At 68.2% G+C, this 23384-nt stretch carries 21 protein-coding genes; 17 read left to right on the forward strand and 4 right to left on the reverse strand.

What is annotated here, in order from left to right; genetic code table 11:
• Positions 1 to 2 precede the first annotated feature (2 nt).
• Positions 3 to 4121 (reverse strand): sulfite reductase subunit alpha, encoded by a 4119-nt coding sequence (locus J2X21_RS21040; RefSeq protein WP_310331894.1) that lies wholly within the window; start codon positions 4119 to 4121, stop codon positions 3 to 5.
• A 316-nt stretch (positions 4122 to 4437) separates the two neighbouring features.
• Here J2X21_RS21040 and J2X21_RS21045 point away from each other — a divergent pair, with 316 nt between their 5' ends.
• Genes J2X21_RS21045 through J2X21_RS21055 form a run of 3 tightly spaced genes read left to right on the forward strand, consistent with a single transcriptional unit; the run spans position 4438 to position 6551 of the window.
• Positions 4438 to 4791 (forward strand): GntR family transcriptional regulator, encoded by a 354-nt coding sequence (locus J2X21_RS21045; RefSeq protein WP_310331896.1) that lies wholly within the window; start codon positions 4438 to 4440, stop codon positions 4789 to 4791.
• Positions 4788 to 5657, forward strand: a complete 870-nt coding sequence (locus tag J2X21_RS21050) for an ABC transporter ATP-binding protein (RefSeq protein ID WP_310331897.1) — start codon at positions 4788 to 4790, stop codon at positions 5655 to 5657. Before J2X21_RS21045 ends, J2X21_RS21050 begins: the two co-directional genes overlap by 4 nt.
• Before the next feature lie 18 nt (positions 5658 to 5675).
• Complete coding sequence (locus J2X21_RS21055) at positions 5676 to 6551, forward strand: hypothetical protein (protein WP_310331899.1); 876 nt, start codon at positions 5676 to 5678, stop codon at positions 6549 to 6551.
• Positions 6552 to 6618: 67 nt separating this feature from the next.
• Here J2X21_RS21055 and J2X21_RS21060 read toward each other — a convergent pair whose 3' ends face one another.
• Positions 6619 to 7476: a ferritin family protein gene (locus J2X21_RS21060; protein WP_310331900.1), complete on the reverse strand. Its 858-nt coding sequence runs from the start codon at positions 7474 to 7476 to the stop codon at positions 6619 to 6621.
• Between the two features lie 563 nt (positions 7477 to 8039).
• Positions 8040 to 9029, reverse strand: coding sequence for a magnesium/cobalt transporter CorA (corA, locus tag J2X21_RS21065; protein ID WP_310331902.1), 990 nt, complete (start codon positions 9027 to 9029; stop codon positions 8040 to 8042).
• Between the two features lie 407 nt (positions 9030 to 9436).
• On the opposite strand from corA, the gene hpf reads away from it, so the two are divergent.
• The 4 genes from hpf (at position 9437) to J2X21_RS21085 (ending at position 12940) form a co-directional block, all read left to right on the forward strand.
• Positions 9437 to 9778, forward strand: coding sequence for a ribosome hibernation-promoting factor, HPF/YfiA family (hpf, locus tag J2X21_RS21070; RefSeq protein WP_310331903.1), 342 nt, complete (start codon positions 9437 to 9439; stop codon positions 9776 to 9778).
• Positions 9779 to 10031: 253 nt separating this feature from the next.
• The gene (locus J2X21_RS21075) at positions 10032 to 10502 is read left to right on the forward strand and encodes a PTS sugar transporter subunit IIA (RefSeq protein WP_310331904.1); all 471 of its coding nucleotides are present in this window, start codon (positions 10032 to 10034) and stop codon (positions 10500 to 10502) included.
• Between the two features lie 69 nt (positions 10503 to 10571).
• On the forward strand, positions 10572 to 11528 hold the full coding sequence (gene hprK, locus J2X21_RS21080) for an HPr(Ser) kinase/phosphatase (RefSeq protein WP_310331905.1): 957 nt from the start codon (positions 10572 to 10574) through the stop codon (positions 11526 to 11528).
• Positions 11528 to 12940 (forward strand): nicotinate phosphoribosyltransferase, encoded by a 1413-nt coding sequence (locus J2X21_RS21085; protein WP_310331906.1) that lies wholly within the window; start codon positions 11528 to 11530, stop codon positions 12938 to 12940. The genes hprK and J2X21_RS21085 overlap by 1 nt, the downstream gene beginning before the upstream one ends.
• 1 nt (position 12941) lies before the next feature.
• On the opposite strand, the gene fur is transcribed toward J2X21_RS21085, so the two are convergent.
• Positions 12942 to 13382, reverse strand: a complete 441-nt coding sequence (fur, locus tag J2X21_RS21090; protein WP_310331908.1) for a ferric iron uptake transcriptional regulator — start codon at positions 13380 to 13382, stop codon at positions 12942 to 12944.
• A 102-nt stretch (positions 13383 to 13484) separates the two neighbouring features.
• On the opposite strand from fur, the gene J2X21_RS21095 reads away from it, so the two are divergent.
• The 10 genes from J2X21_RS21095 (at position 13485) to J2X21_RS21140 (ending at position 23376) form a co-directional block, all read left to right on the forward strand.
• Entirely contained in the window at positions 13485 to 14057 is a 573-nt protein-coding gene (locus tag J2X21_RS21095) for an outer membrane protein assembly factor BamE (protein WP_310331910.1), read from the forward strand.
• Positions 14057 to 14797 (forward strand): 4-hydroxy-tetrahydrodipicolinate reductase, encoded by a 741-nt coding sequence (dapB, locus tag J2X21_RS21100; RefSeq protein ID WP_310331911.1) that lies wholly within the window; start codon positions 14057 to 14059, stop codon positions 14795 to 14797. Before J2X21_RS21095 ends, dapB begins: the two co-directional genes overlap by 1 nt.
• Positions 14798 to 14890: 93 nt before the next feature.
• Positions 14891 to 15529 (forward strand): MotA/TolQ/ExbB proton channel family protein, encoded by a 639-nt coding sequence (locus J2X21_RS21105; protein WP_310331913.1) that lies wholly within the window; start codon positions 14891 to 14893, stop codon positions 15527 to 15529.
• Positions 15530 to 15531: 2 nt separating this feature from the next.
• Positions 15532 to 15957: an ExbD/TolR family protein gene (locus J2X21_RS21110; RefSeq protein WP_310331915.1), complete on the forward strand. Its 426-nt coding sequence runs from the start codon at positions 15532 to 15534 to the stop codon at positions 15955 to 15957.
• Between the two features lie 12 nt (positions 15958 to 15969).
• A complete protein-coding gene (locus J2X21_RS21115) occupies positions 15970 to 17436 on the forward strand; it encodes an MBOAT family O-acyltransferase (RefSeq protein WP_310331916.1) in 1467 nt (488 codons plus the stop codon).
• A gap of 6 nt (positions 17437 to 17442) precedes the next feature.
• Complete coding sequence (locus J2X21_RS21120; RefSeq protein WP_310331917.1) at positions 17443 to 18525, forward strand: hypothetical protein; 1083 nt, start codon at positions 17443 to 17445, stop codon at positions 18523 to 18525.
• A gap of 40 nt (positions 18526 to 18565) precedes the next feature.
• Complete coding sequence (gene leuS / locus J2X21_RS21125) at positions 18566 to 21196, forward strand: leucine--tRNA ligase (protein ID WP_310331918.1); 2631 nt, start codon at positions 18566 to 18568, stop codon at positions 21194 to 21196.
• Entirely contained in the window at positions 21196 to 21678 is a 483-nt protein-coding gene (locus tag J2X21_RS21130) for an LPS-assembly lipoprotein LptE (RefSeq protein ID WP_310331920.1), read from the forward strand. Before leuS ends, J2X21_RS21130 begins: the two co-directional genes overlap by 1 nt.
• Positions 21678 to 22748, forward strand: coding sequence for a DNA polymerase III subunit delta (gene holA, locus J2X21_RS21135; RefSeq protein ID WP_310331921.1), 1071 nt, complete (start codon positions 21678 to 21680; stop codon positions 22746 to 22748). The genes J2X21_RS21130 and holA overlap by 1 nt, the downstream gene beginning before the upstream one ends.
• A 40-nt stretch (positions 22749 to 22788) precedes the next feature.
• The gene (locus tag J2X21_RS21140) at positions 22789 to 23376 is read left to right on the forward strand and encodes a methylamine utilization protein (protein ID WP_310331922.1); all 588 of its coding nucleotides are present in this window, start codon (positions 22789 to 22791) and stop codon (positions 23374 to 23376) included.
• The last annotated feature ends 8 nt before the right edge of the window (positions 23377 to 23384 follow it).

The following is a 23384-nucleotide window of genomic DNA, read 5'->3' on the forward strand; positions in this document are numbered from 1 at the left end:
GGCTAGTAGACGTCCCTGACGTAGCGCTTGTCGGCGGCCAGGCGCTGCACATAGGCCTGGGCCGCGTCGGCGCTCATCCCGCCGTGCTGCTGCACGACGTCGCGCAGCGCCTGGTCCACATCCTTGGCCATGCGGGTGGCGTCGCCGCAGACGTAGAAGTGCGCGCCGTCCTGCAGCCAGGCCCAAAGCCGGGCGCCCTGCTCGCGCATGCGGTCCTGCACATAGACCTTGTCGGCCTGGTCGCGCGAGAAGGCCAGGCTCAGTTCGCTGAGCAGGCCCTCGGCCTGCAGGGCCAGCAGCTCGTCGCGGTAGTAGAAGTCCGTCGCGGCGTGCTGCTCGCCGAAGAACAGCCAGTTGCGGCCGGTGTCGCCGCGCGCGCGGCGCTCGTGCAGAAAGCCGCGGAAGGGCGCCACGCCGGTGCCGGGGCCCACCATGATCATGGGCACGTCGCGCCCCTGCGGCGGGCGGAAGTGGGCGCTCTTCTGCACGAAGATGGCCACGCCCTGCGTGGCGGCGCGGTCGGCCAGGAAGGTGGAGCACACGCCGCGGCGCGGCTTGCCCTGGTGGTCGTAGCGCACGGTGGACACGGTCAGGTGCACCTCGCCGACATGGGTGCGCGGGCTGGACGCGATGGAGTACAGCCGCGGCTGCAGGCGCTTCAGCACCGCCAGCCATTCCTGCGCGGTGGCCTGGATGGGGAACTCCTGCAGCAGGTCCACGATCTGGCGGCCCCACAGCCATTGCTTGAGGTCGGCGGCGCGCTCGGGCATCAGCAGTTCGGCCAAGGCCGCGCTGCCGGAGCGTTCGCGCACGAAGTGCAGCACGTCGGGCGTGACCTTGGCGATGTCGTGATGGCGCAGCAGCGCCTCGGAGATGGCCATGTCGCCCACGCCCTTCACCGCCACGGGCGCGCTCGCCGGCAGCTTCAGCGCCGCCAGCATGTCGCCCACCAGTCCGGGGCAGTTGGTGGGCCACACGCCCAGCGCATCGCCGGCCTCGTAGCTCAGGCCCGTGCCCTTCAGGTCGAAGACGATCTGGCGCGTCTCCTTCGCCGCCCCCGGTGCGTTCAGCACGCGGTTGGCGAGCAGGCGGGCGCGCAGCGGGTTCTGCTTGCTGACGGCGGCCGGCGCGGGCTGGGCATCCAGCACGGGCGCGTCGTCGCCGGCGGCCAGCGCCAGCGCGGGCTGGGCGACCGTTGCGGCCGCGGTGGTGGCGGCCAGCGCCAGCGAGACGGAGCGCAGCCAGGCCTGGGCGGTGTCCTGGTAGTCGGGCTCGCAGTCCACGCGCGGCGCCAGGCGGCCGGCGCCGAGGGCGGCCAGGCGCTCGTCCAGCTTGCGGCCGAAACCGCAGAACTGGTCGTAGCTGGAATCGCCGAAGGCCAGCACGGAGAAGGACGCGTCCTTCAGCCGCGCGGCGGCCTCGCCCTGCAGCGCATGCCAGAAGCCGGCGGCGTTGTCGGGCGGGTCACCGTCGCCGAAGGTGCTGGTGATGAACAGCATGCGGGCATCGGGCGCGAGGTCCTCCAGCCGCCAGGCGTCCATCGCGGCGCAGACGACCTCGAAGCCTTCCTTGCGCAACTGCTCGGCGCAGCGCGCGGCAAAGCCTTCGGCGGTGCCGGTCTGCGAGGCCCACAGCAGGTTGACGACGGGACGTGCCACCGCGGGCACGGCGGCCGCGAGCGGCAGGGCGCAGCGCGAGAACAGGCCGGCCAGCATGCCGTCGATCAGCGCGCGCTTGGCCGGCTCCAGCGGTGCGCTGGCGGGCAGCGTGGGCACGCCGGCCTCGCTGGCGCCGTCGGCTTGCAGGCCGGTGATGAAGCCTTGCAGGTAGCGCTGCTCCAGCGGCTCCAGCGCGGGCGGCGGGGTCGTGTCCAGGCCCAGCAGGCGGGCGAAGGCGGTGGTTTGCATGAGATGGTGCTCCCGGGCGCCGGCGGGCTCTGCGGCCGGCGCTGCGACCGGCGTGTCCACGCGGCACAGCGCGACGGCGCAGAACTTCAGCTCGGGCGTCAGCGAGATGGGGTCGATGGCGTCGTTGGTGACGGCGTTGATGGCAAGGTCTTCGCCGAACTCGTCGTTCCAATGCATGGGCGCGAAGCAACCGCCCGGCTGCACGCGCGTGGTGACGACGGCCGGCAGCACGGCGCGGCCGCGGCGCGAGCGGACCTCGACGCGGTCCTTGTCCTTCACGCCCAGCGCCGCCGCGTCTTCCGGGTGGATCTCGACGAAGGGGCCGGGGTTGAGCTTGACCAGCGTGGGGATCTTGCCGGTCTTGGTCATCGTGTGCCACTGGTGCTGCAGGCGGCCTGTGTTCAGCACGAAGGGGAAGTCGCCGTCGGGCATCTCGGCCGGGTCGGCGTAAGGCCGGGCGAAGAAACGCGCCCTGCCGCTGGGCGTCGCGAAGGCCAGCCGCGGACGGCCGCCGTCGCCATCCAGCTTCAACAGTTGGCTGACACCATCGTTCAGGTAGCGGATAGGGTGGCGGTCGGCGGCGTCGTCCGGCGGGCAGGGCCATTGCAGCGGCGTCTCGCGCAGGCGGGCGTGACTGGCGCCGCGCAGGTCGTAGCCGGTCTTGGGGTTCCAGAAGCGCTTGATCTCCTCGAACACCTCGGCCGCGCTGGCGTAGCTGAAGGCATGGGCAAAGCCCATCTCGCACGCGACGCGCGCAATGATCTGCCAGTCGGGCAGCGCCTGGCCGGGCGGCTCGACGGCCTTCTGCATCAGCGTCAGGTTGCGCTCGGAGTTCACCATCACGCCCTCGGCTTCGGCCCACAGCGCGCCGGGCAGCAGGATGTCGGCGTAGCGGTTGGTTTCGGTATCGAGGAAGGCGTCCTGCGTGATGACCAGCTCGGCCTTCTTCAGCGCGTCGACCACGTTGCTGCGGTTGCCGACGGTGGCCACGGGGTTGGTGCAGATGATCCAGCAGGCCTTGATGTCGCCGGCGGCGATGCGCTCGAACTGGGCCACCGTGCCGCCGCCATCGCGCGTGTGCAGCGTGCCGGCCGGCAGGCCCCATGCCTGTTCGACGAAGGCGCGGTCCTCGGCCTCCAGCACGGTGCGCTGGCCGGGCAGACCGGGGCCCATGTAGCCCATCTCGCGGCCGCCCATCGCGTTGGGCTGACCGGTCAGCGAGAACGGGCCGCTGCCCGGCTTGCAGATGGCGCCCAGCGCCAGGTGCAGGTTGCACAGCGCGTTGGTGCTCCAGGTGCCGTGACTGCTCTGGTTGATGCCCATGGTCCAGCAGCTCATCAGCGCCTTCGCATCGCCCAGCAGCTGCGCGGTGCGGCGCAGGTCGGCCTCCGGGATGCCGGTGATGGCGCTGACGCGCTCGGCCGTGTAGTCGGCCAGGAAGGCGGGCATCGCATCCCAGCCCTCGGTGTACCGGGCGATGAAGTCGGCGTCGGTGTGGCCGCCGGCGTGCAGCAGATGCAGCAGGCCGTTCAGCAGCGCGACGTCGGTGCCGGGCTTGATCTGCAGGAACAGGTCGGCCTTCTCGGCCGTCGTGGTGCGGCGCGGGTCCACGACGATGAGCTTCGCGCCCGCCTTCACGCGGTCCATCATGCGCAGGAACAGGATGGGATGGCAGTCCGCCATGTTGGCGCCGGTGACGAAGAACACGTCAGCCTGGTCGAAGTCCTGATAGCTGCCCGGCGGGCCGTCAGAGCCGAGCGACAGCTTGTAGCCACTGCTCGCGCTGGACATGCACAGCCGCGAGTTGGACTCGATCTGGTTGGTGCCGATGAAGCCCTTGCACAGCTTGTTGGCCAGGTACTGCGCCTCGATGGACAGCTGGCCGGAGATGTAGAAGGACACCGCGTCGGGGCCATGCGTGGCGATGACGGCGCTGAGGCGCTGCGCGGTCTGCTTGATGGCCGCGTCCATTTCCACGCGTACCGGCTCACGCTGGCGCTCGGCGCGCACGAAGGCGCTTTCCATGCGGCCCGTGCCGGTCAGCGCCTGCGCGCTGGTCGACCCCTTGGTGCACAGCCGGCCGAAGTTGGTGGGGTGGCTCTTGAGGCCCGTGACCTTGATGACGCGCCGGCCCTGCACCTCCAGCGACATGCCGCAGCCCACCCCGCAGTAGGGACAGGCGGTGTTCACAGTCTTGCAGGCAGGGGCCGTCATCCTTCACTCCCGCGCCCTGGCAGAGGCCGGGCGCAAAAAGAAAAAGGCGACCGCACGTTCCGCTCTTCGCCAGCTGCGATGAAAACGAACGTGCGGACGCCTGTGTCCTGACAGATCTATCGCAAACCCTGTGCCATGCCCTGGAGGCCGGATTCCGGCGGTCATGCACCGGGAACCGGCATTCGGCATGCTGCGGCGCACCAAAAAAGTGACGTGCAGCTCATCCCCCCGAATCTGCAGACTGTCGTCACCCGCTAGGTCGGCCCCAGGGCAGGAGATATGGTGTGCTACATCAGCAACACACCCCGGAGCTCCCATGACTCCCACCTGGACAGACCAGGCGCCGATCTACCAGCAGCTGGCCGACCGCCTGGCCGTGCAGCTGCTAGACGGCAGCCCCCCGGAAGGCGAGGCCCTGCCCTCGGTGCGCCAGCTCGCCAGCCAGTACGTCATCAATCCGCTGACGGTCACGCGGGCGCTGCAGGCGCTGTCCGATCACGGCCTCATCGAGAGCCGGCGTGGCCTGGGCATGTTCGTGATGGCCGGTGCCCGGGAGCGGCTGCTGCGCCACGAGCGCGAACAATTTCTACAAAAGGACTGGCCCTCGCTGCGCGCCAAGCTCAAGCGCCTGGGACTGACCGCCAAGGATCTGAACTGGGAGTCGACATGAACCTCATCGAAGCCAAGAACCTGTCGCTGAGCTATGGCAAGAAGACCGCGCTGAACGACGTCTCGCTGGCCATCCCCAAGGGCCGCGTGGTGGGCCTGCTGGGCCACAACGGCGCCGGCAAGACCTCGCTGATGAAGGCGATGGTGGGCCTGCTGCCGGTGCAGGGCGAGCTGACGGTGCTGGGCCTCAAGCCCATCGCCGACCGCCAGAAGCTGCTGGAGCAGCTGAGCTACATCCCCGACGTGGCCGTGCTGCCGCGCTGGGCCCGCGTGCACGAGCTGATCACGCTGATGACCAAGCTGCAGCCCAAGTTTTCCGCCGAGCGGGCGCGCACGCTGCTCAAGCGCACCAGCGTCAGCGAGACCGACAAGGTGAAGAGCCTGTCCAAGGGCATGGTGGCGCAGACCCACCTGGCACTGATCGCCGCCATCGACGCCAAGCTGATGATCCTGGACGAGCCGACGCTGGGCCTGGATGTCGTGTCGCGCAAGAGCTTCTACGAGATGCTGATCGACGAGTGGTGCGATGGCGAGCGCAGCGTGCTGATCTCGACGCACCAGGTGGAGGAGGTGGAGGCGCTGTTGAGCGACGTGATCATGCTGGACGAGGGCCGCGTGGCGCTGTCCATCAGCCTGGAGGACATCGACCGCCGCTTCGTCGCGCTGAACCACGACCCGGCCGCCGCCGACGCGATGGCCGCCGCCCACCCGCTGCTGCGCTACCGCGAGCAGGGCCGCACGACGTCGCTGTTCGACGGCGCGCCGCCCGAGCACATCACCAGCCTGGGCCAGCGCGTGCGCCCCAGCCTCGTCGACCTCTTCATGGCGCTGACCCGCAACCCGGCGCTGAACAGCAAGCAAGCCTGACAACAAGGAGACGACGCCATGAACAACCACATTCCCACCCTGTTGCTGCGCGAGTGGATGCAGCACAAGCGCGGCTGGCTGATTGCCGCATTCGCACCGCCGCTGCTGTTTCTCGCGCTGCTGCCGTTCGGTCAGATCCACGGCATGCCGACGGAGAAAGTCCCGCTTGGATTGATCTCGTTGGGGATGGTGCTGATCAGCACCGGCGTGGTCTACGCCATCTGCCTGCTGGTGGCGCTGTTCCAGCTGCCCGGCCTGGCGCGGCGTGACACGCAGGACCGCTCCATCGAGTTCTGGCTGTCGCTGCCCGGGCGGCCCAGCGAGAGCGTGGCGGCCACGGTGCTGGCCCATGGCTGGCTGGCACCGCTGGGCGGCGCGCTGGTGGGCGCCGCGTTCGGCATCCCCATCGCGATGAGCGTGCTGGCTGCCAAGGGCGGCATGGCACTGCCGCTGTCGGTGGACTGGGCCGAGGTCGTGGCCGCCGCGCTGCCGCTGCTGGTGCGCGGTCTGGTGGGCACCGTGCCGCTGCTGCTGTGGCTGGCGCCGCTGATCTTCGTGCTGATGGCTTCGTCAGCGTGGCTGAAGCGCCTGGGTGTGCCGCTGGTGCTGGTGGGCACGGGCGTCACGGTGGGTGTGCTGCACAAGGTCTACGCCATCGACTGGCCGCTGAAGGCGCTGGAGGCACTGGATGACCGCATCGGCCAGACGCTGCTGCACAGCCCCGATTCGCTGAAGAATGCGCTGATGACGGACGGCCACAGCCTGTGGGCCTGGGCGGCCCAGGATCTGGGCAGCACGCTGGCGGAACTGGTGTCGCTGCAGTTCGTGGGCTGGATGGCCATCGCCGCCGCCGCCTTCGCGCTGGTGGTGATGAAGCGCTCGCGCGGCGGCTGAGCCTCAGCGCTCAAAACAAAAAACCGGGGCTCAAGGCCCCGGTTTTTCATTGCGGATCAAGCAAGCGTCAGGCCGGTGCCCCGGCGGCCGGCGGCGTCAGGCGCGCTGCCATTTCCTTGCGGAAGCGGTTCAGCTCCTGAACGCTGGCGAAGCTGCGGTCCATCAGCAGGCTCATGTTGTGCAGGATACGCTCGACGACCTTGTTCTCCCACACGGAGTCGAACTGGATCTGCTTGTCCAGCCAATGCTCCAGCCACTGCGGGTCGGGCAGGCGGCTCTGGATGGTGTCGCGCGGGAACAGCTTGGCGTTCACGTGCAGGTTGGTCGGGTGCAGCGCTTGGGCCGTGCGGCGGGCGCTGGCCATCAGCACGCCCACCTTGGCGAACGCGGCGCGGGCCTCGTCGCCGAACTTGACCATGGCGCGCTTCATGTAGCGCAGGTAGGCGCCACCGTGGCGGGCCTCGTCGCGCGACAGCGTTTCGTAGATGGCCTTGATGACCGGCTCGGTGTGCCATTCGGCGGCACGGCGGTACCAGTGGTTCAGGCGGATCTCGCCGCAGAAGTGCAGCATCAGCGTTTCCAGCGCCGGCGCCGGGTCGAAGTCGAAGCGCACCTCATGCAGCTCGGCCTCGGTGGGCACGAGGTCGGGGCGGAAGCGCTTCAGGTACTCCATCAGCACCAGGCTGTGCTTCTGCTCCTCGAAGAACCAGACCGACATGAAGGCCGAGAAGTCGCTGTCCTCGCGGTTGTCGCGCAGGAACATCTCCGTGGCGGGCAGGGCCGACCATTCGGTGATGGCGTTCATCTTGATCGTCTGGGCCTGCTCGTCGGAGAGCTTGCTCGCATCGAACTTGTCCCAGGGAATGTCCGTGTCCATGTTCCAGCGCACGGCTTCGAGTTGCTTGAAAAGTTCGGGGTAGAGCATGAATACGTCCTTGGCAGGCCGGTGATGCGGAAGAAATCCGGCCTTAGAGGCGCGATTCTAAAGTTGACCGGCCACTTCCCCGCCAGCGGTGCTAGCGGCTGCCCTCAACGCCGCCGAATCGAGCGTTGAACGCCCCACGCGAAAAGTGAGACTGTTTGTAATCTGAACTCGAAGTTAGAGCTGACTCTGAGCACCGCGAAGCGGTCGCAACAATCGTCGCCAGAACGGGCGACAGGGCCTTGGAACTTGCTGCGACAGCCCCACTCTCAAGCTACACAGGTAAAACCCGGGCGCGAGGAGGCGCTCTGACTTCACCACCGAATTTGGGTCGCGCAACCTCTCTGGGTTCAGAGCAGCAATCTCGGAGCCGTTCTCCTCCTCCTCCCTCCCTCCCTCGTTGGCTTCGAGGCGTTCTGCGGCCACTTTTACAAGCAGGGCCTATGTCGATGACATAGGCCCTTTGCCTTCAGTAGTGCCTGGCCAAGCGACTGCCACGGATCCAGCTCCGCCGGTCCGTCGGCAGTGCCCCGTGGAGGGGGCGCGCGAAGCGCGTAGGGGGTGGTCTATTTCAACCAGCCTTTGCGGCGGAAGTAGATGAAGGGCGCGGCCACCGACAGCAGCATCAGCACCAGCGCGAAGGGATAGCCCCATTCGGACGCCAGTTCCGGCATGTGCTGGAAGTTCATGCCATAGATGGACGCGATCAGCGTGGGCGGCAGCAGCGCGACGCTGGCCACCGAGAAGATCTTGATGATCTTGTTCTGGTTGATGTTGATGAAGCCGACCGTGGCGTCCATCAGGAAGTTGATCTTGTCGAAAAGAAACGCCGTGTGGGAATCGAGTGAGTCGATGTCACGCAGGATCTGGCGCGATTCCTCAAACTGCTCGGCGTTCAGCATGCGGCTGCGCATCATGAAGCTGACCGCGCGGCGCGTGTCCATCACGTTGCGGCGGATGCGGCCGTTCAAGTCTTCCTCGCGGGCGATGGCCGACAGCACTTCACCCGCCTCGGCGTCGGTCACGTCGCTCTTCAGCACGCGAGCGCTGACGGCCTCCAGCTTGTCGTAGATGCCCTCCAGCACGTCGGCCGAGTACTCGGCGTCGGCGTCGTACAGCTTCAGCAGCACGTCCTTGGCGTCCTCGATCAACGCCGGAATGCGCCGCGCCCGCAGCCGCAGCAGCCGGAACACCGGCAAGTCCTCGTTGTGGATGGAGAACAGCACGTTGTTGAACAAGATGAAGGCCACGCGCACGTTGCGCGCCGACTTGCCTTCCTGCCCGTCGTCGCCCTCGATGAGAAAGTCGGAGCGGATGTGCAACTCGCCGTTGTCTTCCTCGTAGAAGCGTGCCGACTCTTCCAGGTCTTCGTCGACGATGTCCTCGGGGATGGTCAGGCCGAAGCGGTCGCGTATCCAGCCCTTTTCCTCGGTGCTGGGGCTTTCCAGGTCGACCCATACCGGGCGCGACTGGGCCAGGTCTTCGGCGGTCTCGATTTCTTCCTGGAACAGGCCGCCCTTCAGGCGCCCGTTATCCAGCGTGAACACATTCAGCATCCGTCGTCTTTCAGCGGCTTGTAGCGGGGACGACGGGAGCGCCGTCCGGGGTGGCGGGATTCAGGTCAACCGTCTCACTCCGGGCGGCTGCGCGGCCAGCGGCGCGCGCAACGGGAGCGGACGGTCACCGAGGGTGATCGCTGTCCAAGAAGTTCTCCGTAGGGGGGGATAGCCGAGGATTATTGCACCGCTGCAAGGTGTGAAAGAAGGCGCGAAAACGAGGCCCCGCAGCGCACAAAACCTCACCGTCATCCTCTTGTCACGCCGCCCCTTCGCGCGCAAACTGGGCTCGTCGATTCCCCCACTCCCACCCAACTCCGCTACCTGAAATCCCCCTCCTCTTCTCCCCTCTCGTTCTCAGTTTTCTGGTTCCGTTTTCCCGACCCAACCCTCTGAAAGGAGGCTTTATGAATCTGACGATCAGTGGCCATCACCTCGAAGTCACGCCCGCTCTGCGCGAGTACGTACTCACCAAGCTGGACCGTGTGACCCGCCACTTCGACCAGGTCGTTGACATCAACGTCCTGCTGACCGTGGAAAAGCAAAAGGAGAAGGAGCGCCGGCAGCGAGCCGAAGTCACGCTGCACGTGAAGGGACGCGACATCTTCGTCGAGCAATCCCACGAAGACCTTTACGCCGCCATTGATCAACTGATGGACAAGCTGGACCGCCAGGTCTGCCGCCACAAGGACAAGGTCCAGGATCACCACCACGCCTCCGCCAAGCGCATGGAGGTTCCCGCCCGCTGAAGCCCTTCGGCGCGCAAAAGTCAGGCGGCCGTCGGGCCGCCTTCTTTTTTGCGATGCGCAATCGAGCCCGCGTGGCTGTTGCTGCAGTGCCGCAAAAGCACTCGTTCAGGGGCCGCAACACAGGTTTTGCACGCCTGCGGGATCAACCGATCTCCCCAAATCGGCGTGCAGTTCCATAATCTGAGGCCTTGATGACCCAAACCGCCGGCCGCGGCCGCGCCCGATCGGCGCCCCCGAAGCCAGGCCTCCGACCATGAATCGTCTCGCCGCCATCCTGCCCGCCGACAACGTGTTGGTGAATGTGGATGCGTCCAGCAAGAAACGCGCCTTCGAGCATGCAGGTCTGCTGTTCGAGAACCACCACCAGATGGCCCGGGCGCTGGTCACCGACAACCTGTTCGCGCGCGAGCGCCTGGGCTCCACCGGCCTGGGGCATGGTGTCGCCATTCCGCACGGCCGCGTCAAAGGCCTGAAGAACCCGCTGGCCGCCGTGCTGCGACTGCAGCAGCCCATCGGCTTCGATGCGCCGGACGACGAACCCGTGGGCCTGCTGATCTTCCTGCTGGTGCCCGAGGCCGCGACGCAGCGCCATCTGGAAATCCTGTCCGAGATCGCCGAGATGCTGTCGGACCGCGAACTGCGCGAGCAGCTGAAGACCGAGGCCGAGGCCGCCACGCTGCACAAGCTCATCTCGGCCTGGGAACCGCTGAAGTCCGTCGCCTGATGCGCCCCTGTTCGACGCTTCGCACAAACCCTTAGAAGCGGCCGCTGAGCCGCGCCGGACGGACACGACTTGAAGCCCACCTCCATCAGCGCCGAGCGCCTATTCGAAGAACACCTCGAGGCGCTGCGCTGGGAGTGGATCGCCGGCCACGCCCACCCGGAGCGCCGCTTCGACGAGGCCGCCGTGCGCGACGCGCAGAGCGCCGCCGACCTGGTGGGCTACCTGAATTACATCCACCCATACCGAGTGCAGATCGTGGGTCGCCGCGAGGTGGCCTACCTGAGCCAGGAAACGACGGAGATCCAGGACCGCCGCATCTCGCGCATCGTCACGCTGGAGCCGCCCGTCATCATCGTGGCCGACGACTGCCAGCCGCCGGCGCGGCTGGTGGCCATGTGCGACCGCGCCGAGATCCCGCTGTTCCGCACCGCCGAGTCCGCCGGCCACGTCATCGACCTGGTGCGCGGCTACCTGTCGCAGCTGTTCGCCAACCGCACGACGCGCCACGGCGTGTTCATGGACATCCTGGGCCTGGGCGTGCTGCTGACCGGTGAGTCCGGCCTGGGCAAGAGCGAACTGGGGCTGGAGCTGATCTCGCGCGGCCACGGCCTGGTGGCCGACGACGCGGTGGACTTCTTCCGCATCGCCCAGACCGCCATCGAAGGCCGCTGCCCCGAGCTGCTGCTGAACCTGCTGGAGGTGCGCGGCATCGGCCTGCTGGACATCAAGGCCATCTTTGGCGAGACCGCCGTGCGCCGCAAGATGCGCCTGAAGCTCATCGTGCATCTGGTGCGCAAGGAGACGATGGAGCGCGACTTCGAGCGCCTGCCCTACGAGCCGCTGCACGAGGACGTGCTGGGCATGCCGGTGCGCAAGGTCGTCATCGCCGTGGACGCCGGCCGCAACCTGGCGGTGCTGGTGGAGGCCGCCGTGCGCAACACCATCCTGCAGCTGCGCGGCATCGACACGTACAAGGAATTCGTCGAGCGCCACCAGCGCGCCATCGACAGCGGCGCCATCGACTGATGCTGAACGGCCTGGTCGACATCGCCCACCTGCTGGTCCTGAACACGGACAGCTACAAGGCCAGCCACTGGCTGCAGTACCCGCCCGGCACGAGCCACGTCTTCAGCTACATCGAGGCGCGCGGCGGCAGCCTGCCGTACACGGTGTTCTTCGGCCTGCAGGCGCTGCTGAAGGAGTACTTCAGCAAGCCGGTCACGGCCGACGACGTGGCGCTGGCCGACGAGGTCTGCACCGGGCACGGCGTGCCGTTCAACCGCGACGGCTGGCTTCACATCGTCCAGGCCCATGGCGGCCGGCTGCCGCTGCGCATACGCGCGGTGCCCGAGGGCACGGTGGTGCCGGTCAACCACGCGCTGGTCACCGTGGAGAACACCGATCCGGCCTGCGCCTGGCTGACCAGTTATGTCGAGACCGCGCTGCTGCGCGTCTGGTACCCGACCACGGTGGCCACGCTGAGCCACGCGACGCGCCGCATCATCGGTGACGCGCTGCAGCGCAGCGGCGACCCCGCAGGCCTGCCCTTCAAACTGCACGACTTCGGCGCCCGCGGCGTGTCGTCGCTGGAGTCCGCCATGCTCGGCGGCATGGCCCATCTGGTGAACTTCCAGGGCACCGACACCATGACCGCGCTACTGGGCGCGCGGGCCTACTACGGCGAGCCCATGGCCGGCTTCTCCATCCCGGCGGCCGAGCACAGCACCATCACCGCCTGGGGCCGCGACGGCGAGTTGGACGCCTACCGCAACATGCTGCGCCAGTTCGGCAAGCCGGGCGCACTGCTGGCCGTCGTGTCCGACTCCTACGACCTGGACGCCGCCGTGTGCCGGCTGTGGGGCGATGCGCTGCGTGACGAGGTCATCGCCAGCGGCGCCACGGTCGTCATCCGCCCGGACAGCGGCGAGCCGACTGCCATCGTTCTGCGCACCGTGCAGTCGCTGGACGCGAGCTTCGGCAGCGACGTCAACGCCAAGGGCTACAAGGTCTTGAAGCATGTGCGCGTCATCCAGGGCGACGGCATCACGCGCGAGTCCATCGCCAACATCCTGGCGGCGCTGCTCGGCGCCGGCTATTCGGCGGACAACGTCGCCTTCGGCCAGGGCGGCGCGCTGCTGCAGCAGGTGAACCGCGACACGCTGGGCTTCGCGATGAAGGCGTCGGCGGCGCAGGTCGACGGTGCCTGGCGCGACGTCTTCAAGGCGCCCGTCACCGACCCCGCCAAGCGCAGCAAGGCCGGGCGCCTGACGCTGCTGCAGCGCGACGGCGTGTACGCCACCATGCGCCTGGATGCCCCGGGCTATCACGAGGCGCGCGCCAGCGGTGCCGCCGAGGTGATGCGCACCGTCTACGAGGACGGCCGCCTGCTGGTGGACGACAGCTTCGCCGCGATACGCGCCCGAGCCGCTCAGGGCTGACTCAGCCCTTGTTCGGGCAGTCGGTCTTGATGCAGGTGGCGTACAGCGCCAGCGAATGCTCCTGCAGCTTGAAGCCGCGCTCGCCGGCGATGCTGTGCTGGCGCTCCTCGATGCCCGGATCGAAGAACTCCTCGACCTTGCCGCAGTTCAGGCACACCAGATGGTCGTGGTGGTGGCCTTCATTCAGTTCGTAGACGGCCTTGCCGGTCTCGAAATGGTTGCGGCTCAGCAGGCCCGCCTGCTCGAACTGCTGCAACACGCGGTAGACCGTGGCCAGGCCGATGTCGGCCCCCTCGTTGAGCAGGGCCTTGTAGACATCCTCGGCCGTCATGTGGCGCTGCTGGGCGCGCTGGAAGATCTCGAGGATCTTGATGCGCGGCAGCGTCGCCTTGAGGCCGCTGTTCTTGATGTCGCTGGTCTGGTTCTTGGAAGAAGAGGGCATGGCGGGTGGGCCGGAGCCTGGAAGGGGCCCCGCTAGAATCCGCGCGATCATAGCCAGCCGGGCCTCCGGCCGGTGCTTTTTCGTCCCTTCTGTCAGCCGCCCATGCGTTCCCTGCTTGCCTCTCTCCCGCTGCTCGCGCTGCTTGGCGGCTGCTCCTATCTGCCCACCTGGGCCAAGCTGCCCTCCGTCACCGGCGACAAGGTGCTGGGCTTTGTCACGCCCTACCGCGTGGAAGTGGTGCAGGGCAATGTGCTGACCAAGGAAATGGTCGCCCGCGTCAAGCCCGGCATGCCCAGGGCCCAGGTCCGCGACCTGCTGGGCTCGCCGCTGCTGACCGACGTGTTCCATGAGTCGCGCTGGGACTACCCGTTCACGATCCGCCGCCAGGGCGCGCCCGAGCAGCACCGCCTGGTCATCGCCGAGTTCGACGGCGACAAGCTGAAGACGCTGACCGTGCCGGACGACCTGCCGACCGAGAACGAGTTCGTCGCCTCCATCAACACTTTCAAGCCGGACGGCAAGCAACCCAAGCTGGCGCTGACTGACGCCGAGCGCAGCGCGCTCCCGCCGCCCAAGAAGAGCGCCGAGGCCGCGCCCACGGCCGCCGCCGAAGGCCCGGCACCGGGCCGCACCTATCCGCCGCTGGACGCCGCGCCGGCCAAGACGGGTTCCTGATGCTGAAGATCGCGATCACCGGCGCCTCCGGGCGCATGGGCAAGATGCTCATCGAGGCCGTTCAGGCCGCCGACGACTGCACGCTGCATGTCACGCTGGACAAGGGCGACGACGTGCGAGCTGGCCTGGCCGGCGCCGACGTGCTGATCGACTTCACCCGCCCCGAGGCGACGCTGGAGCACCTGGCCATCTGCGCCGACCTGGGCGTGAAGGCCGTCGTCGGCACCACCGGCTTCGACGAGGCGCAGAAGGCGCAGCTCGCCCAACTGGCCGAGCGCACGGCCATCGTCTTCGCGCCCAACATGAGCGTGGGCGTCAACGTCGTGCTGAAGCTGCTGGACATGGCCGCCCGTGCGCTGAACGAAGGCTATGACATCGAGATCGTCGAGGCCCACCACCGCATGAAGGTGGACGCGCCCAGCGGCACCGCGCTGCAGATGGGCCAGGTCGTCGCCGACGCGATCGGCCGCGACCTGAAGGCATGCGCCGTCTATGGCCGCGAAGGCGTCACCGGTGTGCGTGACCCGTCGACCATCGGTTTCGCGACCGTGCGCGGCGGCGACATCATCGGCGACCACACCGTGCTGTTCGCTGGCGTCGGCGAGCGCATCGAGGTCAGTCACAAGGCCACCAACCGCAGCATCTACGCCCAGGGCAGCCTGCGCTGCGCACGCTTCCTGGCGGGCGGCAAGACGACCGGCCTGTTCGGCATGAACGACGTGCTGGGATTTACCGCATGAATGGGCGCGGGCAGGCCGAGCGCCGGGCCGCCCCAAGCCGGCCGGCATCCCCTCGGGGGATCGTCCGGCGTACCCGCCGGACGAGGGGCTGACATGTACGCGGACTTCTGGGCCCAAAGCGACCTGGTCGGCCGCGCGGTCGCGCTGCTGCTGCTGGCCATGTCGGTCAGCGCCTGGGCGCTGATCCTGTGGAAGACTTGGCTGCTGCGCCGCGCGCGCAAGGGCCTGCAACGTGCAGTGCCGGCGTTCTGGTCCGCGGCCGGCGTGGCTGAAGGCCGCAGCGCGCTGCAGGGCTTCGACACTGAACAGCTGCTGCTGCCCTTGCTGGACGCCGCCACGGCCGAGACCCGCACGGCAACGCTGGAAGCGGCCGGCAAGCGTGAATCGCGCCTGACGCGCCGCCTGCGGGACGCGCTGCACCTCGTGCTGGCCAAGCTGCAGTTTGGCCAGGTGCTGCTGGCCTCCATCGGCGCCACGGCACCGTTCGTGGGTCTTTTCGGCACCGTCTGGGGCATCTACCACGCGCTGGTCGGCATCTCGGCGGCCGGCAACATCACCATCGAGAAGATCTCCGGCCCGGTGGGCGAGGCGCTGATCATGACGGCGGCGGGCCTGGCGGTCGCGATTCCCGCTGTGCTGGCCTACAACGTGTTCGGCAAGCTGGTGGCCGCCTGCGAGGCCGACCTCGAAGGCTTTGCGCACGACCTGCGCGAACTCCTCGATCAGGATTGATCGTGGCATTCGGCCGCCTCGAAAAGCCCGAGGGCTCGCGGCCCATGAGCGACATCAACATGACGCCGCTGATCGACGTCATGCTGGTGCTGCTGGTCATCTTCATGATCACCGCGCCGCTGATGACCGCCTCGCTGCGGCTGGACCTGCCCAAGAGCGAGGCCGCGACGCCCAGCGACGCACCCAGTTCCATCGCGGTGGCCATCACGCCCGACGGCCAGCTGCACCTGGGTGACGAGGCCCTGTCCCCCGAGGCCTTCCAGAAGCGCATCACCGAGCTGGGCCGCGCCAACGCGCAGCTGGAGGTGCAGCTGCGCGCCGACCGCGCCGTGCCCTACGGCCAGGTGGCCGAACTGATCGGTTGGGTGCAAGCCGCCGGGCTGAACCGCATCGCCTTCGTCGCGCAGGCGGCCGCTTCGGCACCCTGAGCCCGGCGACCGATGCTCTTCACCACCCCGGCCTTCGTCTTCGTCTTCCTGCCGCTGGCACTGCTGGGGTTCTTCCTGCTGTGCCGCTGGTCCAACAAGGCCGGCATCGCCTGGCTGCTGGCGGCGTCGCTGCTGTTCTACAGCCACTGGGAGCCGCGGGACACGCTGCTGCTGTGCGGCTCCATCCTCGTGAACTTCTGGCTGGGGCTGCAGATTTCCGGGCGTTCGTCCGCGAGCCGCGCTTGGATGATTGCAGGCGTGACGGCCAACCTGTCGCTGCTGGCGCTGTTCAAGTACGGCGACTTCTTCACCGCCAACCTGAACCGGGCGCTGGGCGCCGACCTGCCGCTGCCGGGCCTCACGCTGCCCATCGGCATCTCGTTCTTCACGTTCACGCAGATCGCGTTCCTGGTGGATGCCTACCAGGGCAAGGTGCGCGAGGCGCAACCGCTGCATTACGGCCTGTTCGTCACCTACTTCCCGCACCTCGTGGCGGGCCCGGTGCTGCATCACTCGCAGATGATGCCGCAGTTCGCCAAGCCGGACATCGGCCGTGTGCAGGGCGCGCACCTGTGCGCGGGCCTGGCGATCTTCGCGATGGGCCTGGCCAAGAAGGTGGTGCTGGCCGATGGCATCAGCCCCTACGCCGACCTGGTCTTCAATGCCGCCGACCAGGGCGCCCAGCCCAGCCTGCAGGAATGCTGGCTGGCCATGTGCGCCTACACGCTGCAGCTTTATTTCGACTTCAGCGGCTACTCGGACATGGCCATCGGCCTGTCCTGGATGTTCAACGTGTCGCTGCCGTTCAACTTCAACTCGCCGTACCGGGCCGCCAACATCAGCGAGTTCTGGCGGCGCTGGCACATCTCGCTGTCCACCTTCCTGCGCGACTACCTCTACATCGCGTTGGGCGGCAACCGCCACGGCCCGACACGGCGCTACATCAATCTGGCACTGACGATGATCCTCGGCGGCCTGTGGCACGGCGCGAGCTGGACCTTCGTGGCCTGGGGCACGCTGCACGGTTGCTATCTGATGGTGCACCACGGCTTCCGGCACCTGGTGGGCGAGCCGGTGCTCGCCCGGCTGGCCGGCTGGCGCGCCTGGCGCTTCAGCGCCTGGTTGCTGACGCTGCTGGCGGTGATGGTGGCCTGGGTGCTGTTCCGTGCCACCAGCTTTGCCGGGGCGGCCACCATCCTGCAAGGCCTGGTGACAACGGGCGGCGAAGCGGTCCACGCGATCTACTGGAACGCAGGCCGCTCGGTGAGCACCGGCGCGCTGTGGTGTGTGGCCTTGGGCGCCCTGGCCACGTTGGGCCCCAACACCAATGTGCTGGGCGAGCGCCTGCTGGCCTGGTGCCGCGCCCAGCCGCAGAAGCGCCTGTACCTGGCCGGCGCGCTGGCGGTGGTGGTGCCCGCGCTGGTGCTGGTCAATGCGACCCGCGACTCGGTCAGCGCCTTCATCTACTTCAACTTCTGACGATCGATGGCCTGGCTCTGGCGAACCTCCCTGGGCGCACTGGCGGTGCTGGTGCTGCTGGAGCTCGTGCTGCGCCTGCTGCCGGTGTCCACGGCCACGCAGACCGGCTACTACCTCGACCCGGCCATCCTGACCTACCCCGCGGGGCATCGCTTCACCAGCTCCGCTGGCTGGGACCTGCAACACGCGCAGCGCATGCAGGCCAACAATGCAGGCTTCCTGGCGCATCGGGACTTCACACCCAACCCCAAGGCCGTTGCGCTGATCGGCGACAGCCACATCGAGGCGGCGGCACTGGATGCCGCACAACGGCCTGACGCCATGCTGGAGGCGGCGCTGGGCGGCGCACGCCCGGTGTATGGCCTCGGCAGCCCCGGCACCTCGCTGCTGGACTATGCCGAGCGCGCGCGCTTCGCGGCGGCCCAGTGGCAGGTGCAGGACTTCGTGCTGCTCATCGGGCCCGGCGACATCCGCCAGTCGCTGTGCGGCTCCGGCCAGATCGCGGCGCCCTGTCTCGACAAAACCACCGGGGTGGCGCGCAGCGAACTGCAGCCCGCGCCTGGCACGTTGAAGCGCATCCTGCGCCACTCGGCGCTGGCGCAATACCTGTTCAGCCAGCTCAAGATCTCGCTGAATGCCGCGCCTGGTGCGCTGCGCGACCTGCCCCGCCAGGTCATCCCCGGCCAGCTGCGCGCCGAGGCGCCCCTTAAAGCCGCCAGCACCCCGGGCCGCCAAGCCGACGACGCGCTGGAGGCCGGCTCGGACGCCGTGGCCCGGTTGTTCTTCGAGCGCATCAAGCCCCATGTCAAGGGCCGGTTGCTGCTGGTGCTGGACCGCCCTTTCCTGCCATCGCTGGGCCGCGCGGACTTCGAGGGCGATACGGACCGCTTCATCGCCATCGCCCGGGCTCAAGGCGCGGCCGTGCTGGACATGGCGCCTACATATGCCGACCACGCCCGGCATTCGCCGCTGCTGCTGGCCGTGTCCCCGCAAGACCAGCATCACAACGCGCTCGGCGTGAAGCTGCTGGCACGCGCCATGGCCGATGCGCTCCAGGCGCCGGCGCAGGCAAGCGTCGCCCAGCCTTGAGCGAAGGGCTGCCGCGAGGGCGCCACCTACAATTTGGCGCATGAACGCCAAGACCGAAGCGCCCAGCTACAACCCGAACGAGATCGAAGCCGCCGCCCGTGCCTACTGGACGGAGCGCGACGCCTACCGCGTCACCGAGGACGCCAGCAAGCCGCACTTCTACGCCTGCTCCATGCTGCCCTACCCCTCGGGCAAGCTGCATATGGGCCATGTGCGCAACTACACGATCAACGACATGCTGGCCCGCCAGCTGCGCATGAAGGGCTACAACGTCCTGATGCCCATGGGCTGGGACGCCTTCGGCCTGCCGGCCGAGAACGCCGCGATGAAGGGCAAGGTGCCGCCCGCGCAGTGGACCTACTCCAACATCGCCCACATGAAGGGCCAGATGCAGGCCATGGGCCTGGCCATCGACTGGAGCCGCGAGGTCGCGACCTGCCAGCCCAGCTACTACAAGTGGAACCAGTGGCTGTTCCTGAAGATGCTGGAGGCCGGCATCGCCGAGCGCCGCACGCAGGTGGTCAACTGGGACCCAGTGGACCAGACCGTGCTGGCCAACGAGCAGGTCATCGACGGCCGCGGCTGGCGCTCGGGCGCGCTGGTGGAGAAGCGCGAGATCCCCGGCTACTACCTGAAGATCACGCAGTACGCCGAGGAGCTGCTGTCGGCGGTGGCAAACCCGGAAGACCCCAACTACCTGAGCGGCTGGCCCGAGCGCGTGCGGCTGATGCAGGAGAACTGGATCGGCAAGAGCCAGGGCGTGCGCTTCGCGTTCCCGCACACCATCGAAGGCGGCGGCGGGCGGCTGTGGGTGTTCACGACCCGCGCCGACACCATCATGGGCGTGACCTTCTGCGCCGTCGCGCCCGAGCATCCGCTGGCCACCGTCGCGGCCAAGACCAAGCCTGAAGTGGCCGCCTTCATCGAGGAATGCAAGGCCGGCGGCACGACCGAGGCCGAGCTGGCCACGCAGGACAAGAAGGGCGTGCCCACGGGCCTGTTCGTCACGCACCCGATCACGGGCGCGCAGGTCGAGGTCTGGGTCGGCAACTACGTGCTGATGAGCTACGGCGACGGCGCCGTCATGGGCGTGCCGGCGCATGACGAGCGCGACTTCGCGTTCGCGCTGAAGTACCAGCTGCCGATCAAGCAGGTCATCGACGTCGAAGGCCAGCCCTACGACGACAAGAAGTGGGCCGAGTGGTACGGCGACAAGACCAAGGGTCGCTGCATCAACTCCGGCATGCTGGATGGCCTGGGCCATGTGGACGCCGTCAACAAGGTCGCCGAACTGCTGGCCGAGAAGGGTCTGGGCGAGAAAAAGACCACCTGGCGCCTGCGCGACTGGGGCATCAGCCGCCAGCGCTACTGGGGCACGCCCATCCCCATCATCCATTGCGACGACTGCGGCGTGGTGCCGGTGCCCGAGAAGGACCTGCCCGTCGTGTTGCCCGAGGACCTCATCCCCGACGGCAGCGGCAACCCGCTGAACAAGCACGCCGGCTTCCTGAACGTCGGCTGCCCCACCTGCGGCAAGCCCGCGCGCCGCGAGACGGACACGATGGACACCTTCGTCGATTCGTCCTGGTACTTCATGCGCTACTGCGACCCGACCAACGACCAGGCCATGGTCGCCGAGGGCACGAAGTACTGGATGCCGATGAACCAGTACATCGGCGGCATCGAGCACGCCATCCTGCACCTGCTGTACGCGCGCTTCTGGACCAAGGTCATGCGCGACCTGAAGCTGGTGTCGGTGTCCGAGCCGTTCGAGAAGCTGCTGACGCAGGGCATGGTGCTGAAGGGCGCGTTCTTCCACAAGCCCGAGGGCGGCGGCAAGGACTACTACTGGGAGCATGAGGTCGACGTCATTCGCAATGAGAACGACGCGATCATTGGCGGCACCTTGAAGGCCGACGGCACGCCGTTGACCTACGAGATGACGACCATGTCCAAGTCCAAGAACAACGGCGTGGACCCGCAGGCCTTGATCGACCAGTACGGCGCCGACACGGCCCGCCTGTTCGTCATGTTCGCGTCGCCGCCCGAGCAGACGCTGGAGTGGAACGACGCCGCGGTCGAAGGCGCGCACCGCTTCCTGAAGCGCGTGTGGAACTTCGGCGCTCGCAATGCCGACGCGATCAAGACCGGTGGCGCCGACTACGCCACGCTGAACGGTGACGGCAAGGCGCTGCGCCGCGAGGTGCACAACGTGCTGAAGCAGGTCAGCTACGACTACGAGCGCATGCAGTACAACACCGTCGTTTCCGGCGCGATGAAGCTGCTGAATGCGCTGGAGGGATTCAAGGCCGAGGGCCAGGCCGCTGCGGTGCGCGACGGCTTCTCGGTGCTGCTGCGCGTGCTCTACCCCGCCACGCCGCACATCAGCCACACGCTGTGGCAGGACCTGGGCTTCGCCGCCGAGCTGGGCGACCTGCTGGACGCGCCCTGGCCCACGGTGGACGAGGCCGCGCTGGTGCAGGACGAGATCGAGCTGATGCTGCAGGTCAACGGCAAGCTGCGTGGCTCGGTGAAGGTGCCGGCCGGTGCCGACAAGGCCGCCATCGAAGCCGCCGCGCTGGCCAACCCCGAGTTCGCCAAGTTCAGCGAAGGCAAGGCGCCGAAGAAGGTCGTCATCGTGCCGGGCCGCCTCGTCAACATCGTCGTTTGATGCAACGCCGCCACCTCCTGCTGATCGGCACCGCCGCCCTCGCCGGCTGCGGCTTCCAGCTGCGCCGCGAGCCCGAGCTGCCGTTCCAGTCGCTGGCGCTGACCGGCTTCCCGCCGGACTCGCCGCTGGCATTGGGCCTGAAGCGGCAGATCAAGCGCACGCCGGTGCAGCTGCAGGAAGACCCGGCCCGCGCGCAAGTCGTGCTGGAGGCGCTGCACGAGTTCCGCGACCGCACCGTGGTCGCGTCCACCAGCGTGGGCCAGGTGCGTGAATGGCAGCTCCGGCTGCACTTCGACTACCTCGTGCGCCGCCCCGACGGCGACCTGCTGGTACCCAAGGTCGAGCTGCGCCTGTACCGCGACATGAACTACACCGAGACCGCGGCGTTGGCCAAGGAGCAGGAGGCCGCCAACCTCTACAGCGCGATGCATTCCGATGCCATCGCGCAGGTCATGCGCCGCCTGGCAGCGGTCAAGGTCTGATGCAACTGCGCGCGGAGGGCCTGTCGGCCCACCTCAACAAGGGCCTGGCCCGCATCTACACCGTGCACGGCGACGAGCCGCTGCTGGCGCAGGAGGCCGCCGACCAGATCCGCGCCGCGGCACGCGCCCAGGGCTTCGGCGAGCGGCAGATCTTCACGGTGGCCGGCGCCTACTTCGACTGGGCGCCGGTGCTGGCCGCCGCGCAGGCGATGAGCCTGTTCGCTGAGCGCCAGTTCATCGAGATCCGCATCCCGAACGGCAAGCCGGGCAAGGACGGCTCAGAGGCGCTGCAGCGTTATGCCGAGGCCGCGCCCGACGACGTGCTGACGCTGGTGACGCTGCCGCGGCTGGACAAGACCCAGCTCTCCAGCGCATGGTTCACCGCGCTGGACGGCAACGGCGTGTCCGTGCGCGTGGAGCCCGTCGAGCGCCGCCTCCTGCCGGCCTGGCTGGCCCAGCGCCTGAAGGCGCAAGGCCAGTCCGTGCCCGAGGGCGAGGACGGCCAGCGCGCGCTGGCCTTCTTCGCCGACCGCGTGGAGGGCAACCTGCTGGCCGCCCACCAGGAACTGCAGAAGCTGGCGCTGCTGCACCCCAAGGGGGAACTGACGCTGGAGCAGATCGAGGCTGCCGTGCTGGACGTGGCGCGCTTCGACGTGTTCAAGCTCAGCGAGGCCGTGCTGTCGGGCAATGTGCCGCGCATCCTGCGCATGCTGGACGGGCTGGAGGCCGAGGGCGAGGCCGCCGTGCTGGTGCACTGGAACCTGGCGGAGGACGCCCGCGCGCTGGCCCGTGTGCGCGCCGCACTGGACGCCGGCCGGCCACTGCCCATGGCCATGCGCGAGGCCCGCGTGTGGGGCGCCAAGGAGCGTCTCATCGAGCGCATCGCGCCGCGGCTGGAAGCGCAGCAGGCGGGCCTGCTGGTGCAGGCCGCCCAGGTCTGCGACGGCCTCGTCAAGGGCCTGCGCCACCCGGACTGGCCCAGCGACCCTTGGGCCGCGCTGCGCCGGCTGGCACTGATGCTGGCCGAGACGGCCAGCGGCAAAACCGGGGCAGTTCTCACGGTCCGCTGAGCGCGATTGGGCTATCGTCGAGGCGCCGCCGCACGCCACCATGTCGCCCGCCCGTCACTTCCTCATCCTCGCGCTCGCCTCCAGCCCGCTCGCCGCACCGGCCGTGCCCGTGAGCCTGCAGCTGCGCGGGCCTGGCGGCCAGCCGCTGGCCGGCGCGGTCGTGGCCGTCGAGCTGCGCGGTCGCGGTACCAAGACCGCGACGGCCAAGGCCGAGGTGGGCCAGCGCGAACGCCAGTTCACGCCACAGCTGCTCGTCGTGCAGACCGGCACGTCGGTCTACTTCCCCAATTTCGACACGGTGCGCCACCATGTCTATTCGTTCTCGCCCATCAAGGTCATCGACATCAAGCTCTATTCGGGCACGCCGACCGACCCGGTGGTGTTCGACAAGCCGGGCGTCGCGACGCTGGGTTGCAACATCCACGACAAGATGAGTGCACACGTCGTCGTGGTGGACACGCCCACCTTCGCGCGTACCGACGACAAGGGCCAGGCGCCCTTCGACCTGCCGCCCGGCGAGCACGTGGTCAAGGCCTGGCACGCCAACCAAAAGACACCCACGCTGCAGCGGCTGAAGCTGGACGTGCCGGCCACCGGCGGCGCCATCGTGTTGAACCTGGCCGAGTGACGCGAACA

Origin of the sequence: Roseateles asaccharophilus, from assembly GCF_031458115.1 — a bacterium.
In the GTDB taxonomy this organism is placed as follows: domain Bacteria; phylum Pseudomonadota; class Gammaproteobacteria; order Burkholderiales; family Burkholderiaceae_C; genus Pelomonas; species Pelomonas asaccharophilus_A.